Raw genomic sequence first — 16496 nt, forward strand, 5'->3', positions numbered from 1 at the left:
CTAGGTAAGGGGCTAATAAGCACGGATCAAAGAGCTTAAGCCCGCAAGCTTAACGCCAGTTCTTGAAACGGTTAATCAACGCATTGGTAGAACTGTCATGACTGGTTACGTTTTTATCATCTGCCAGTTCTGGCAAGATGCGGTTAGCCAGTTGTTTACCCAGTTCGACACCCCATTGGTCAAACGTATAGATATTCAGGATAATCCCTTGGGTGAAGATTTTGTGTTCATACAGCGCAATCAATGCCCCCAAACTGAACGGCGTAATTTCACGCAGCAGGATGGAGTTAGTTGGGCGATTGCCTTCAAACACTTTAAACGGTGCGACATGAGCCACTTGTTCAGGGGTTTTGCCTGCCGCAGCAAATTCAGCTTCAACTTCAGCCAGTGATTTGCCAAACGCCAGTGCTTCGGTCTGTGCAAAGAAGTTAGACAGCAGCTTCGCGTGGTGATCACTCAGCGGGTTATGGCTGATAGCCGGTGCAATAAAGTCACAAGGAACCAATTTGGTACCCTGATGGATCAACTGATAGAACGCATGTTGGCCGTTAGTACCCGGTTCACCCCAGATAATAGGGCCAGTCTGGTAATCCACTGGGGTACCGTTACGATCCACATACTTGCCATTAGATTCCATATTGCCCTGCTGGAAGTAAGCGGGGAAACGGTGCATGTATTGATCGTAAGGCAGGATAGCTTCGGTTTCTGCACCGAAGAAATTATTATACCAGATGCCGATCAATGCCAGCAGGATAGGCAGGTTCTGCTCCGCTGGTGTTTCAGCGAAGTGTTTATCCATGGCATGCGCGCCACTCAGCAGTTGTTCGAAGTGTTCGAAACCAACCGACAGCGCGATAGACAAACCAATGGCGGACCACAGCGAGTAACGGCCACCAACCCAATCCCAGAATTCGAACATATTGTTGGTATCAATACCAAACTCACCGACTGCTTTGGCATTGGTCGACAATGCAGCAAAGTGCTTCGCGACATGTTCCACAGAAACCGCAGTAGACAAGAACCAGTCACGCGCACTGTGGGCGTTGGTCATGGTTTCTTGGGTGGTAAAGGTTTTTGATGCCACCAGGAACAGCGTGGTTTCTGGGTTCAACGGTTTCAACGCTTCAGCAATATGGGTGCCGTCAACGTTAGAAACGAAATGCATATTCAGATGATTTTTGTACGGGCGCAGTGCTTCAGTCACCATATAAGGGCCGAGATCTGAGCCGCCGATACCGATGTTCACCACATCAGTAATCGCCTTACCGGTGTAACCTTTCCAGTCACCGCCAATCACGCGGTCACAGAACTGTTTCATTTTAGCCAGTACCGCATTCACTTCTGGCATCACATCCTTGCCATCCACCACAATCGGGGTGTTACTACGGTTACGCAACGCAATATGCAGTACCGCACGGTCTTCAGTGCGGTTGATCTTTTCACCGGAAAACATGGCTTTAATCGCACCGGCCAGATCAGTTTCCTTCGCCAGAGCTTGCAGCTTTTCCATGGTTTCGCTGGTAATGCGGTTTTTGGAGAAATCCACCAGCATTTGATCATCAAAAGTGGCTGAAAACTTGCTAAAACGCTGGTCGTCCTCGGCAAACAGACTGCTGATGGTGACATCTTTCATCTGCTCAAAGTGTTGCTGTAACGCTTTCCAGGCAGCGGTTTGACTAGGATTAATATTTTTCATAGCGGCGCTCTTCTAGGCTTAAGGATTAATGAAACGAATACCTTGATTGTATCCTGTTACCCTGTGATTGAGATCTCTTTTCTTGCGATAGGTATTATCTCTCGAAACAACTATTGATCTGCTTCCTGTTTTTTCCCGGCAGCCATTATCAAAAGGTATCTATACCCAAAAAAGTAATTGTAGTTGCAGGTAGGCAGGTAAGTGAACGTAGCTAACAACCCTACGGCTTCAAGTACGAAGGGAATAGTCAATTTAGTGATATCACAGAGCATATTATTAAAGATGAAAATACCTCATAGCCATTTCATTGACAGAAAGTGGATAACCCGTTATTTCCTTGTACAGAGATAAATATTGATGATCACCCAAGATGGCATCCCTGACACGAGGTTTTTTAGATGATTCAAGCAGCACCCCAACAGAGCCGCAACGCCCCTTCTGCGACCGTGGTTGCTAAATTTGGTGGCACCAGCGTGGCAGATTTTGCTGCCATGAGTCGCAGTGCCGATGTGGTTTTATCGAACCCGGACGTTCGTTTGGTAATCTTGTCAGCTTCGGCTGGCATTACCAATCTGTTGGTCGCCCTTGCCGATGGCTGTGAGCCTGAAAAGCGCGAGCTTCATTTGGCAGAAATTAGCCGAATTCAATACGATATTCTGACCAAACTCGGCAATCCGGTGGTTATCCGCGATGAAATTGACCGCATGCTGGAAAACATCGCCATGCTGTCTGAAGCAGCCAGTCTGGCAACGTCTGCGGCGCTAACCGATGAACTAGTGAGTCACGGCGAATTGATGTCTACACTGCTGTTTGTTGAGCTAATACGCCAGCGTCAGGTTGCGGTGGAATGGTTTGATGTACGTAAAATCATGCGAACTAATGACCGCTTTGGCCGTGCTGAACCGGATACTCATGTGCTGTCTGAATTAGCCCAAACGCAATTGGCCCCGCGTATCGCACAAGCCATTGTCGTCACTCAAGGCTTTATCGGCAGTGAAAGCAAAGGGCGCACCACCACCCTTGGCCGTGGCGGCAGCGATTATACCGCCGCATTACTGGGTGAAGCATTGAATGTTGGCCGCATTGATATCTGGACAGACGTTCCGGGGATTTATACCACCGATCCACGGGTGGTTCCGGCAGCAAAACGTATCGATAAAATTGCTTTCGAAGAAGCGGCTGAAATGGCGACATTTGGTGCCAAAGTACTGCATCCGGCCACCTTGTTGCCAGCTGTGCGCAGTGATATTCCAGTGTTTGTCGGCTCAAGCAAAGATCCGGCGGCTGGCGGCACGTTAGTCTGTAATGAAACCGAGAATCCCCCCCTGTTCCGTGCCTTGGCATTGCGCCGCAAACAGACGCTGCTGACCTTACATAGTCTGAATATGTTGCATGCACGCGGCTTCCTGGCGGAAGTGTTTAATATTCTGGCTCGCCACAATATTTCAGTTGATTTGATAACCACCTCAGAGGTGAGTGTCGCCCTGACTCTCGATACGACAGGTTCAACATCAACGGCGGGCAGTCTGCTAACCACCTCCCTGCTGACTGAGCTTTCCTCGCTATGTCGAGTGGAAGTGGAAGAAAATCTGGCGTTGGTAGCAATTATCGGCAATAACCTGTCACAGGCTTGTGGTGTCGGTAAGGAAGTATTTGGTGTCCTTGACCCGTTCAATATCCGCATGATTTGCTACGGTGCCAGCAGCCATAACCTGTGCTTCTTGGTGCCAGGGAATGATGCTGAAAAAGTGGTGCAAACCCTGCATCACAATCTGTTTGGATAACACGCGGTTTGAATAACAATCTGTTTGAATAACACTGCTTAAGTCAGCGCAAAAACTAACGATAAGCTGATAACACCAACCGGGCGATCTCGTCCGGTTTTCTTATATCTGACACTGACGACTAAGGACTTTCGCCTCATGTTAGTAAAAATCACCCGGCTATTCCCGCTGTGGGCGTTACTGCTGTCAGTCGCGGCCTATTTTCGCCCAGCCACCTTTATTGGCATTGGGCCTTATGTCGCCCCGCTACTGATGTTGATCATGTTTGCTATGGGGGTCACTCTACGGCTGGGGGATTTCAAACGTGTACTATCGCGCCCGGCACCGGTAGCAGCAGCGACTTTCCTGCATTATCTAATTATGCCGCTCACTGCCTGGATTCTGGCGATGCTGTTCCGTATGCCACCGGACTTGTCTGCTGGTATGGTACTGGTAGGCAGTGTTGCCAGTGGGACAGCATCTAATGTGATGATTTATCTGGCTAAAGGGGATGTTGCGTTATCAGTCACCATCTCTGCGGTTTCTACCCTGGTGGGGGTTTTTGCCACACCGTTACTGACCCGTTTATATGTCGATGCTGCCATCAGTGTTGATGTAGTCGGAATGCTGAAAAGTATTCTACAAATCGTAGTAATCCCTATTAGCGCAGGGCTGATTGTCCATCACACCTTTACTAAAACGGTGAAACGCATTGAGCCTTATTTACCGGCGATGTCGATGGTCTGTATTGTTGCTATCATTAGTGGCGTGGTCGCCGGTAGCCAGAGCCATATCGCTTCAGTAGGTTTCGTGGTGATTATTGCGGTTATCCTGCATAACGGTATTGGCCTGCTAAGCGGTTACTGGGGTGGGAAACTGTTCGGCTTTGATGAATCTACCTGCCGTACACTGGCCATTGAAGTCGGTATGCAAAACTCAGGGCTAGCGGCTACATTGGGTAAAATTTACTTCTCGCCACTGGCTGCCCTACCTGGCGCATTGTTCTCGGTCTGGCATAACCTCTCCGGTTCATTACTGGCGGGGTACTGGTCAGGTAAACCGGTAAATAAAGATAAAAAGTAATACCAAAGAGTATAAATGCCCGAACCTCTCGGGCATTTTCAATGTTTCTGTTTCATTTTATGACCCGCTTTAGACAGAAAAATAAGTTCAATAACATCCGGTATTACCCTGATAATATTTAAAATAATTCTGAAAAAAGTTACTCAATAACCTTTTAATATTAAAAATTTATTATCTTTCCCTTCGCCCTGAATATTCCTTAATTATTATTATCCATCCGCCGTCTCTACTCTTTAGGGACGGTAATAGTGCTGCCCGTAAATTTGACTCAAGGACGGAAAGGACTGGGTCCACTCATCGCGTTATACCCAGAAAATTCCCCCACAAACATCATGATAAAAAAACGTACCGCATTATGTTTTTTATTGAGCACGGGCGCTCACGCTAACATGACTCCGGGGATAGATATTCCCTCCCCGATCAATGAATCACGCCAGAACTTACAGAACAGCAGCACTGAAATTAATCACTTAATAGAAGAGCGCCGTCAGCCTCATGCGAAACACCCTGAGGCAGAGATAGAAACACCCGAAAATAATGCACCTGAATTAGATGATAACGCGCAATGCCTCCCCATTAGCGGCGTCTATATTCAGGGTATTACCTTATTGACTCAGGCAGACTTAGAAAGTTTAAGCCCCATGCCGGAACAATGTATTGGCAGCGCGAATGTCAATCTGTTGGCTCGTGAACTCACTCAGCTTTATCTTAACAAAGGTTATATTACCACCCGCGTTCAGTTTATTCCGCCCGACGAAGAGGACGAATTGGGTTTAGATGTAACTGAAGGTTTTATTGAGAGCATCGAAAGTGTTGACCCAGAATTAAACGGCGAAACTGTTTTCCCCAATATGATCGGGGAACCATTAAATATTAAACAACTCGACCAAGGGCTCGATCAAGCTAACCGTTTACCCTCCAATAAAATAACTGTTGATATTTTACCAGGAAAAGAGCCGGGCGGTTCAATTCTCAGATTGAGTAATATCCGGTCAAAACCCTGGCATCTGACAACATCCCTGGATAATTATGGTAATAAAAGTACCGGTAAATGGTTAAGCCGCAATGCATTTTCTTTCGATAACCCCCTGGGATTATCAGATTCTCTCAGCTTAAATATCAGCACCACCACCGATAACCCACAGAAAAACCATAGCCGCGCCTATTCACTGTTTTATTCCGTGCCTTATGGCGCATTGACCTTCAGTGGTTTTGGCAGTTATTCCGAATACCTTTATCCGGTGAAATTACAATTTAATACCATCGAGTTACAGGGTAAAACCCAGCAGCATGGTTTGCGTACCGATTATGTTTTCTATCGCGACCAAGACCAAATTAATGGCTTAAGTGCACAACTAACTTATAAACAAGCCGAAAATTACTTTAACGAGCAGAAAATAGCAGTCAGCAGCCCAACGCTGACGGTATTTGAATTAGGTCTTAATCATCTGCACGTCCTGCCCACAGGCCTATTCAATGTGAATGTCAGCATTGAACAGGGATTATCCTTATTAGGTGCAGATCAGAACATATCAGCCAGCTATCAGGATAGCCAGTTCACTAAAGCCAAAGCCGCCGTAACCTCCAATCAATATTTCAAACTGTTTGATAATTTCTACCTGTTTAGCAATCAGTTCTATGGTCAATACACCCGTGATCGTCTGCCAGGCGTTGAATGGTTGAGCGTCACCGACAGCAATGCTGCACGTGGCTTTAATCGTAATACCTTATCGGCGGATAGAGGTTGGTATTTACAAAATACGCTCTCACGCAATTTCTCTATTGGCAATACCACGATAACGCCACGATTAGGGGCAGATATCGGCCGTATTCAGCAAAATCCGCAGGGCTGGCGTAGTGCCATGGGATTGAGTGCCGGTATCAACGTCAGCTATCGCGATATCAAACTGGATATTGAGGCCAGCCGCGGCCACTTATTGTCCGGTAAAACAGAGAATAAAGACCCTACTCAGATTCTGGCGCGCTTCTCTTATTCCTTTTAATTAACCGCCGCCAGTAAAAGCCAATTTTTATCAACACCAAACTAGATGACAAAAATGGAGAAGTAAAAATGAAACAAAATAAGTTCAAGCTCTCCCCGGCAGGAAAGCTGGCGGCAGCCGTCGCTATTATTTCAGTATCAGTGGCCACCTGTTATGCTGCCGGTATTGTCGGCGCTGGCGATCCTACCCACAATCCAGGAATTAACTCAGTAAATGGCGTCCCAGTAATTGATATCGTAAAGCCCTCAGCATCGGGGTTATCACATAACCAATATAATGAATTTAACGTTAACAAAGCAGGTGCGGTACTTAATAACTCTCTTTCTGCGGGTCAATCACAACTTGCCGGGCAATTAGCTGCCAACCAAAACTTAAATGGTCAAGCCGCTAGCATTATTTTAAATGAGGTCATCAGCCGTAACCCTTCATTATTACTAGGGAAACAAGAAGTATTTGGTATGACGGCAGACTATATTCTGGCCAACCCAAATGGCATTACCTGTACAGGCTGTGGTTTTATTAATACTAATCGTAATTCATTAGTGGTTGGTAATCCATTAGTAGACCAAGGGAATCTACAAGGATTTGATACCAGAAATAACACTAATCTATTAGAGATGGGGGATGGTTATACATTGAGTATTGGAACAATAGACTTGATTGCGCCAAGAATTAATATTAATGGGGTAGTAGACTCCAGAGCTGACATTAACATCATCCTCGGGCAAAATAAAATAAGTGCTGATGGTGAAATACTAGAATCACAAAAATATGTGGGACCGGCATACGACAGTAAAATATTTGGTAGTATGCAATCTAATAGAATTCGCATTATTAATACGGCAGAAGGCAATGGCGTCAATATATCAGGAGCACACTCTACCCATAAGAGCCTTATTATATCAACACCAGGGGAACTGAATCTTGACCTTGATTCAGCCCCTGATTTGGACTACAACCCAGCGCCTGCCTATTTAGAGAGTCCTGAGATAAAATTAAATGCCAATGATATTTTTTCCTCTGGTGACATTATTGAGACCAAGGGAAAAAACTCAACTGAGCAGAAATTAGAACGTACCAAAATTAAAGGTTCTAATATCTCGATTATTGCCAAGAAAAAAAACCACCTTGATGCCGCCATCATTGATGGTAAAAATATTATTATGCAAGGTTCAGATATTAAATTTGGTACAGAAGAGATTACTAATACTCAATCGAGTAGTTCGGAGGATGGTGCTAATGGATTTTTAGGTATTGGCAAGTGGAATAAATCTTCTAATAAAAAAGCAGAGCAAAAAAATAACATTGGTACCAGTATTATTGCAGAGAACAACCTTTCTCTTCAATCAACTAGTGGAGATATAAAACTCTCTGGAACCTCTATCGAGGCAGGCAATAATCTCTCTATCAAAGCCAAGAAAGACTTAAAATTGGATGGTGTAATTGATAATAATTCAATTCGTGATGAAGGGCATGATTATGCGCACACTATCAAAGATATCGCCTGGAATAATAAAACAGACACCCAAACACTGAATAAAACCACGCTACAAGCAGGTGGAGATATGGGGCTTACCGCAGAGGGTGAAATGAGTGCCAATGGGGCTAAGGCCTCTGCTGGCGGCAATTTATTAATCAATGCTAATGAAGTCAATATTGATATCCAAAAAACAAAAAATCAAAAAATCGCAGTAGATAGAAATGAACAAAATATGGGGCTTGGCGGAATTGATCATACTAATAATGCTGAGAACAAGGAAACCAGCCATCGCTCTGAAGTAACTGCTGATGGAAATGTACTTGTTATTGGTAATAAAGGTGTCTCTATTACCGGCAGTCAAGTCAAAGGAAGCAAAGATGGTTATGTTCAGGCCAGCAAAGGTGGCATCAAAATTGACAATGCTATCAGTACCACCACCACAAAAATTGATGAGCGAACGGGCGTTGCCTTTAATATTACTGGCAGCTCCCATAAAGCGAATAATAGAGATGAAAAAGTTATCGGTAGTGAATTAGCCTCCGATGCCAATCTCAAAATAATCAGTAAAGATAATATTGATGTCATTGGCAGTATGGTAGCAACTGCCGGTGAACTGGGTATTGAAACGCTAGGTGAAGTCAATGTTAAAGCCGCTCAAGCCCAACAGAAAATCGATGAACAAAAGACTAAGCTGACTATTTCAGGTTTCACCAGTGATGATGGTAAACATCAGTATCAGGCTGGCCTGAAGCTGAGTCACACTAGCGAAAGTGAGAAAACTGACAGCACTAAAAATCACAGTGCATCACTTGAAGGCAGCAGCATTAAAGTGGATGCCCAAAAAGACGTTACATTTATCGGCTCTAACATCACTGCCACCAAAGGCGATGCCGATATCAAAGGCGAAAATGTTTCATTTGTCGCTACGCAAGATACTCTCTCGAGCAATAAAACCAAAGAAACCGTTGGGGTTGATTTCCACTACACCGGTGGAATGGATAAGGCAGGTAGTGGGGTAAACGTCAATTATGAAGACACCCAAACTACCAGCAACAAATCAACTGCGGTGGTTTCTAATTCTAAAGTTGCAGGTAATCTTAATATCTCCGCCAGCAAAGATATAACCAATCAGGGAACTGACCATCGCGTTGGTGGTGATTATCAAGCTCAAGGGAATAATATCCATAATCTGGCCGCTGAGAACAGTGAAATAACGAATACCAAGACCACCAAAGTGGATGTCGGCTATGAAGCTAATATTGCTTATGGCGAGGTCACTCGACCACTTGAAGATGTAATCAATAAAACACAAAAGCTTGATTTGGGCGGCATGATTGAAGCGTTAAGCGAAGTGGGTGGCCCTAATGCCGGGTTAGATCTCTATGCTAAAGGCGGAACTAAAGAAACCAACCTCAATAGCAGCCAAGCAGTGGTGACGTCAATTAAAGGCGGGAATATCGCGCTCAATGCCAACGGCGAAGTCAAAGATCAGGGTACAAAGTATCAGGCAGATAAAGGAACTATTGCGCTGGATGCATCGAGACATACCTTTGAGGCGGCAGTTAACCGGGTTGACCAACATATCACTGAGACCCAAGGTGGGGCTGATGTTCGGATTTACACTACCACCGGCAAAGACATTACTGTCGATGGCAAAGGTAAAGGAGGTTCCACAGACCAGCATGTGAAAGGTGATATCGCGCAAGTGGGCAGTATGAATGCTGCAAATGGCGTCAATATCAATGTAAAAGAAGATGCTATTTATCAGGGCACCAACATCAATGCTGGCAGTGGCAAAACTAAGGTTAATGCCGGCGGTGATATTCGTTTTGATCAAGTCACTAACCACACCAGCGAAAGCCACAATAATGTTGAGGCTAATGCCAAAGCGAACCTTGGTACTAACGTTGGCAGTAAAAACTTTGGTGCAGGTTTAGGTGGTAGCAACAGTAAGGGGCAAAGTAGCACTTCGGTTGCCCAAGTCAGCCAATTACAAGGTCAGCAAGGGGTTGAACTGAATGCCGGAAAAGATCTGACACTAACAGGCACCTCGTTCGGCAGTAAAGATAAAGCGACTGGTGATATTCTGCTGGCCGCTGGTGGCAAAGTCGATATGCTGGCCGCACAATCACACGGCTCAAAACAGGATATGACCTGGTCTGCAAACGCCAACGCGGGTATCAGTAAAAGTACCGGTACCGATAAAAACGGCAAAGGGTTCAGTGCTGGCGCAGAAGCCAAAGTTACTCACAAAGATGAGTCGGCGATTAAGCATCAGGGCAGTGTGATTAACAGCAATGGTGCAGTCAACATTAAAGCTGGCGGTCACGATAACCAAGCTATCCATATGCAAAATGCCAATATCACCAGCCAGCAAACTACACTAACGGCAGATAATGGCGGTATCTTGTTGGAATCAGCACAAGACCAACAGCACAAAAATAACTGGAACTTCACAGTTGGCGCCAATGGCAACCAAAATAGCTCTTTCAATAAAGATGATAAAGGGGTGGTCGATAAGCAAAGCAGCGAAAAACTTCATAATATCAGCGCTGAATTGGATGTCGGTGTTGAAAAACTGAATGCTGTAATGCAACAAAACACCCATATCAATAGCAACAATATCGCCCTGAACAGCGCCAAAGACACAGCACTGGCTGGCGCTATACTCAAAGCCAACAATATTAATGGCGCGATTGGCGGTAACTTGAAAGTGCAAAGCCGTGAAGATGTCCGACAGGAAGTTAGTGTCAATACCGGCTTGAGTTTCAATCACAGTAACGAGAAACAAGACAGTATGATTAATCAGGTAGCCGAGGCGACCCCGATCGGCTCGGATAAAGTGAAAAAAAACCTGACCACTAAATCCAATAAGTTATTCGACAAAGTCAAAAAACAGTATGACCAAATCTCCAGCCGATTTACCACTAAAGAAGAGGATAACGTCCAACCCCTTAGTTACACCAAAAAGGGAAGCAATGAAACGTTAACCGAATCCAAGGAAGAAGAAGAAACCCAAGATAAATGGTGGCAAAAAGGCGCGAAAGCGGTTGGCAAAAAAGTCAAAACCAACGTTCAGGATGAACAAGTCAAAGGTGGCAACGGCAAAGCTAAAATTGAAGTAGAAGTCGTTGAAAATAAAGCGGTCGAAGAGCAATCAGCCATTAGCGGCACACAGTCAGTTAATTTGAAAGTAGCCGGTAAAACTGAACTCAATGGCGGCAAAATAGCCAATAGAGACAGCGATGTAAACTTACAGACCAATGGACTGGAATTGCAGGATATCAACGGTAAACACACTCAAGGCGGAGCGAGAGTAAATGCATCGTCTAAAGTTACCGAGATAATTGGTGGTGGCCTAAGTGAAATGATGGAAGGCAAAACACCGCTGCTCGGCGCTCATGGTGGCTCCGAACAGAAAAATGCCGTAGCCGGTGTGACGCGAGGCTAAAGCGCGCAAAACACTTGGTTAAAGAGCATTAAAAAAGGAGATAGTCATCACGGCTATCTCCTTTCATTTTACTTAACAACTAACGCGACGATCAGTCGGCATCATAACCCAAGTTCGGGGCTAGCCAGCGCTCAACCTCAGCTACCGGCATCCCCTTACGGGCAGCATAATCTTCCACCTGATCACGCTGAATCTGTGCCACAGCAAAGTATTTACTGTCTGGATGGCTGAAATACCAGCCTGATACCGAGGCACCCGGCCACATGGCGTAGGATTCGGTCAACTTCATGCCAGTGTGAGTTTCTACATCCAGCAACTGCCAGATTTGGCCTTTTTCAGTATGTTCCGGGCAAGCCGGATACCCCGGTGCCGGGCGAATCCCTTGGTAGTTCTCGCGCACCAATTCCTCGTTGCTCAGGTTTTCATTCGGTGCAAAGCCCCAATACACCTTACGTACCCGCTCATGCAGATATTCTGCAAAAGCTTCAGCCAGACGGTCTGACAAGGCCTTAATCATGATTTTATTGTAGTCATCATGCTGAGCATCATAAGCATCGGCCAAGGCATCTTCTTCCAAACCACCGGTGACAGCAAAAGCGCCGTAGTAATCTGCTTTACCACTAGATTTAGGTGCAACATAATCTGCCAGGCAATAGTTCGGGAAGTCGCTCTTCTCGGTTTGTTGGCGCAGATGATGGCTGACCACCAGCACATCTTCACGCCGCTCATCGCGATAAATTTCGATATCATCGCCGACGCTGTTAGCCGGGAATATCCCCACCACGCCTTTCGGATGCAGCAAGTTTTCTGCCGACAACTTATCCAGCAGCTCATTGGCATCGGCAAATAGGCGTTTGGCCTCTTCGCCTACCACTTCATCTTCCAAAATACGGGGGTATTTACCCGCCAGCGACCAGGTCATAAAGAATGGCGTCCAGTCGATGTAATTACGCAGAGTTTCGATACTGGCCTCGACAGGCTGCACACCTAATTTATGGGCTACTGGCGGCGTATAATTTTCCCAATCGATTATGGTTTGGTTATCCCGTGCAACTTGTAAGCTGACCGGCGGGGTACGCGGTTTTTTACGCGCATGCTGAATACGGACAGTTTCATATTCTTTGCGCGTTTTTGCTACGAAATCATCGCGCTGCGTATCAGATAACAATGCTGAGACCACGCCAACGCTGCGTGAAGCATTGGAGACGTAAGTGGTGGAACCACTGTAGTTTTGTTCGATTTTAACCGCAGTATGGGCTTTCGAGGTGGTCGCGCCACCGATCAATAACGGCAAGGTGAAGCCTTGTCGCTCCATCTCTTTGGCAACGTTAACCATTTCATCCAACGACGGCGTTATCAGGCCGGACAAGCCGATAATATCGACCTTCTCCTCCCGCGCCGTGCGCAGGATTTTTTCAGTCGGCACCATCACACCCAGATCGATAATTTCGTAGTTATTACACTGTAAAACCACACCCACAATGTTTTTGCCGATATCGTGCACATCCCCTTTAACCGTTGCCAGCAGGATCTTGCCTGCGGTAGTACCTTTTTGCTTACTGGCTTCAATATAAGGTTCGAGATAGGCCACAGCCTGTTTCATCACTCGAGCAGATTTGACCACTTGCGGCAGGAACATTTTCCCTTCACCGAACAGGTCGCCAACCACATTCATCCCGGCCATCAATGGCCCTTCGATAACCTCGATTGGCCGCTCAGCCTGTTGACGGGCTTCTTCGGTATCCAGCTCGATAAACTCAGTGATGCCTTTAACCAGTGAATATTCCAGCCGTTTTCCAACCGCCCAGCCGCGCCACTCTGCTTGCTGAATCGCCACTTCACCACTTTTACTGCTACGGTACTTTTCCGCTAGATCCAATAAGCGTTCAGTGCTGTCGCTGCGGCGATTGAGGATCACATCTTCCACCGCATCACGCAGTTCATCCGACAGATCATCATAGATCGCCAGTTGACCGGCATTGACGATCCCCATATCCATACCATTACGAATAGCGTAATAGAGGAAAACAGCATGGATCGCCTCACGCACCGGATCATTGCCGCGGAATGAGAAGGAGACGTTGGAGACACCACCTGAAATCATGGCATGAGGGAGTTCAGCTTTGATATCGGCGCATGCTTCAATAAAGTCGACCGCATAGTTGTTATGCTCTTCAATCCCCGTCGCCACGGCAAAAATATTCGGATCGAAGATGATGTCTTCCGGCGGGAAGCCGACTATTTCGGTCAATATCTTATAAGCGCGGCGGCAGATTTCTATTTTACGCGCACGGGTATCCGCCTGCCCGGTTTCATCAAACGCCATCACAACCATGGCCGCACCATAACGGCGCACCAGCTTAGCGTGATGGATAAAGGCTGCTTCGCCCTCTTTCATCGAAATAGAGTTAACAATCCCTTTGCCTTGAATACATTTCAGGCCTTTTTCGATCACATCCCACTTAGAGGAGTCGATCATGATTGGCACTCTGGCGATATCTGGCTCACCGGCAATCAGATTGAGGAAGCGCACCATCGCGGCTTCGGCGTCCAACATGCCCTCATCCATATTGATATCGATGATCTGCGCGCCACTTTCAACCTGTTGGCGGGCTACATCCAGCGCTTCATCATATTTATCTTCTTTTATCAGCCGCTTAAAACGAGCTGAACCAGTGACGTTGGTGCGCTCGCCAACGTTAACAAATAGCGAGTTAGCATCGATAGTCAGCGGTTCCAGACCCGCCAGGCGGCAAGCCACTGCAATATCCGGCAACGGGCGCGGAGGGACGCCTGCGACGGCTTTAACCATCGCCGCAATATGCCGTGGTGTGGTGCCACAACAACCACCGACAATATTCAAAAATCCAGCCCGCGCCCACTCGCCAATCTGTTCGGCCATCTCTTTGGCTTCCAGGTCGTATTCACCAAAAGCATTAGGCAAACCGGCATTCGGGTGCGCACTGACATAATATTCAGAGATACGGGATAACTCCGCCACATATTGACGTAATTCATCCGGCCCCAACGCACAGTTCAGGCCAAAAGAGAGCGGTTTAACATGGCGCAGTGAGTTATAAAAAGCTTCCGTGGTTTGGCCTGATAATGTCCGGCCTGAGGCATCAGTAATGGTGCCAGAAATCATCACCGGTAACAGCACGCCCATGGCTTCAAATTCAGACTCAACAGCAAAGGTAGCCGCTTTCGCATTAAGGGTATCGAAGACTGTCTCGATCATAATCAGATCAACACCGCCTTCAATCAGGGCGCGGGTAGATTCTCGATAAGCCGCAACCAACTGATCAAAACTGACATTACGGAACGCCGGATCGTTAACTTTAGGCGAGATCGACGCGGTACGGTTGGTCGGGCCAAGAACCCCGGCGACATAGCGCGGCTTCTCAGGGGTACGGGCGGTCCATTCATCAGCGCAAATTCGAGCCAACCGGGCAGCTTCATAGTTAATTTCGGCTGACAACGACTCCATCTGATAATCCGCCATCGCAATGGTGGTGGAGTTAAAAGTATTGGTTTCGAGAATATCAGCGCCCGCTTCAAGGTAGGCATTGTGAATAGCGGTAATGACTTCCGGTTTAGATAGCACCAATAAGTCATTGTTACCTTTCAGGTCACTTGGCCAATCGGCAAAACGTGCCCCACGATAATCAGCCTCTTCCAGCCGATAGCTCTGGATCATCGTGCCCATACCACCGTCCAGCACCAGGATCCGTTGCGCCAGTTGCTGATGTAATTGCTTAACCTTGTTGTTTAATATTGTATCCACCACTGTCTGTCGCCTCTTTACCCTGTTGCTTTGCCATTACCCGACGCATCTTGGTTGTTTATTTGTATCAGACATGCTGAAAAATTCATCCCTATATACCCAATAGATTTCGAGTTGCAGGTAGGCGGCAACGAAATGAACCCAAGGAGTTGAGATAACTCAATGAGTTGGGTGAGTGATGGCAGCCAACAACCCTGCATCTTGAAAGATGACGGGTATAAACTCGTCTGTCATCCTAGCACAAGTTATCAATGTAATGAGTCCGCTAGCAATTGAGACTTTTTCAGGTAGAAAAACCGACTCATCGGATGAGCGTTTTCTATCGTTTGCATGCATACTTGAAAAACGAAAATGAATTCCATAAAAATAAATGAGAGGCTGATTTATGGCGTTACCGGTTCCGATTAAACGAGGGAAAAAACCCAAGGCAGCCGCACAAACCACCCCTGCGGCAACGGGCCAGGTTCAGTCATTAACGCGTGGGCTTAAATTACTGGAATATATTTCCGAATCACAAGGCAGTGTCGCCCTGACGGATTTAGCACAACAGGCGGGTTTGCCGAATTCTACCACTCATCGTCTGCTGACAACCATGCAACAGCAAGGTTTTGTCCGTCAGGTGGGGGATTTAGGGCTTTGGACCATGGGTGCTCACGCCTTTATTGTTGGTAGCAGCTTCCTGCAAAGCCGCAATTTGTTGGCGATGGTGCACCCGATGCTACGCCGTTTGATGGACGAATCGGGCGAAACCGTCAATCTGGCGGTACTCGACCACAGTGACTATCAGGCCATTATTATTGATCAGGTGCAATGTACTGCACTGATGCGCATGTCAGCACCCATTGGTGGCAAACTACCGATGCATGCTTCCGGTGCGGGTAAAGCCTTTCTCTCCACCCTGACAGATGATCAATTAGTGCAGCTATTACATAAGAAAGGGCTGCATGCGTACACCCAACATACCCGTACCAACCCAGCCAGCCTGAAAGAAAATCTGGCGCTGACCCGCAAGCAAGGTTACTCATTTGATGATGAAGAACATGCCCTCGGCTTGCGTTGTATCGCCGCCTGTTTGTTCGATGAACACCATGAAGCCTTTGCAGCGATCTCTATCTCTGGCCCGATATCACGCATTACCGACGACCGCGTCACAGAACTTGGCGCGCTGGTCATTCATGCTGCGAAAGAAATCACTCAATCTTACGGCGGGGGTAATCGTAGCTAATGTGCAAACCG

General features: G+C 46.7%; 7 protein-coding genes. 5 read left to right on the forward strand and 2 right to left on the reverse strand.

The window, feature by feature from the left end; all coding sequences use genetic code 11:
- Positions 1-49: 49 nt before the first annotated feature.
- A complete protein-coding gene (gene pgi / locus A6J67_RS01460; protein ID WP_050073800.1) occupies positions 50-1696 on the reverse strand; it encodes a glucose-6-phosphate isomerase in 1647 nt (548 codons plus the stop codon).
- A gap of 398 nt (positions 1697-2094) precedes the next feature.
- Here pgi and lysC point away from each other — a divergent pair, with 398 nt between their 5' ends.
- The 4 genes from lysC to A6J67_RS01480 all read left to right on the forward strand — a co-directional run bounded on the left by lysC (position 2095) and on the right by A6J67_RS01480 (position 11476).
- Positions 2095-3480, forward strand: coding sequence for a lysine-sensitive aspartokinase 3 (gene lysC, locus A6J67_RS01465; RefSeq protein ID WP_005191505.1), 1386 nt, complete (start codon positions 2095-2097; stop codon positions 3478-3480).
- A gap of 138 nt (positions 3481-3618) precedes the next feature.
- Entirely contained in the window at positions 3619-4542 is a 924-nt protein-coding gene (gene panS, locus A6J67_RS01470; protein WP_005191506.1) for a ketopantoate/pantoate/pantothenate transporter PanS, read from the forward strand.
- Between the two features lie 332 nt (positions 4543-4874).
- Entirely contained in the window at positions 4875-6545 is a 1671-nt protein-coding gene (locus tag A6J67_RS01475; protein WP_050288520.1) for a ShlB/FhaC/HecB family hemolysin secretion/activation protein, read from the forward strand.
- A gap of 68 nt (positions 6546-6613) precedes the next feature.
- Complete coding sequence (locus tag A6J67_RS01480) at positions 6614-11476, forward strand: hemagglutinin repeat-containing protein (RefSeq protein WP_050296871.1); 4863 nt, start codon at positions 6614-6616, stop codon at positions 11474-11476.
- A gap of 91 nt (positions 11477-11567) precedes the next feature.
- On the opposite strand, the gene metH is transcribed toward A6J67_RS01480, so the two are convergent.
- Positions 11568-15263: a methionine synthase gene (gene metH, locus A6J67_RS01485; RefSeq protein ID WP_042568973.1), complete on the reverse strand. Its 3696-nt coding sequence runs from the start codon at positions 15261-15263 to the stop codon at positions 11568-11570.
- Between the two features lie 382 nt (positions 15264-15645).
- Here metH and iclR point away from each other — a divergent pair, with 382 nt between their 5' ends.
- Positions 15646-16485: a glyoxylate bypass operon transcriptional repressor IclR gene (iclR, locus tag A6J67_RS01490; protein ID WP_005191513.1), complete on the forward strand. Its 840-nt coding sequence runs from the start codon at positions 15646-15648 to the stop codon at positions 16483-16485.
- The last annotated feature ends 11 nt before the right edge of the window (positions 16486-16496 follow it).

Origin of the sequence: Yersinia sp. FDAARGOS_228, from assembly GCF_002073315.2 — a bacterium.
Classification (GTDB): Bacteria; Pseudomonadota; Gammaproteobacteria; order Enterobacterales; family Enterobacteriaceae; genus Yersinia; species Yersinia intermedia.

Bases quoted from the DNA above. Each gene is read 5' to 3' on its own strand.
- pgi (WP_050073800.1), bottom strand. From the start codon at position 1,696: ATGAAAAATATTAATCCTAGTCAAACCGCTGCCTGGAAAGCGTTACAG.
- lysC (WP_005191505.1), top strand. From the start codon at position 2,095: ATGATTCAAGCAGCACCCCAACAGAGCCGCAACGCCCCTTCTGCGACC.
- panS (WP_005191506.1), top strand. From the start codon at position 3,619: ATGTTAGTAAAAATCACCCGGCTATTCCCGCTGTGGGCGTTACTGCTG.
- A6J67_RS01475 (WP_050288520.1), top strand. From the start codon at position 4,875: ATGATAAAAAAACGTACCGCATTATGTTTTTTATTGAGCACGGGCGCT.
- A6J67_RS01480 (WP_050296871.1), top strand. From the start codon at position 6,614: ATGAAACAAAATAAGTTCAAGCTCTCCCCGGCAGGAAAGCTGGCGGCA.
- iclR (WP_005191513.1), top strand. From the start codon at position 15,646: ATGGCGTTACCGGTTCCGATTAAACGAGGGAAAAAACCCAAGGCAGCC.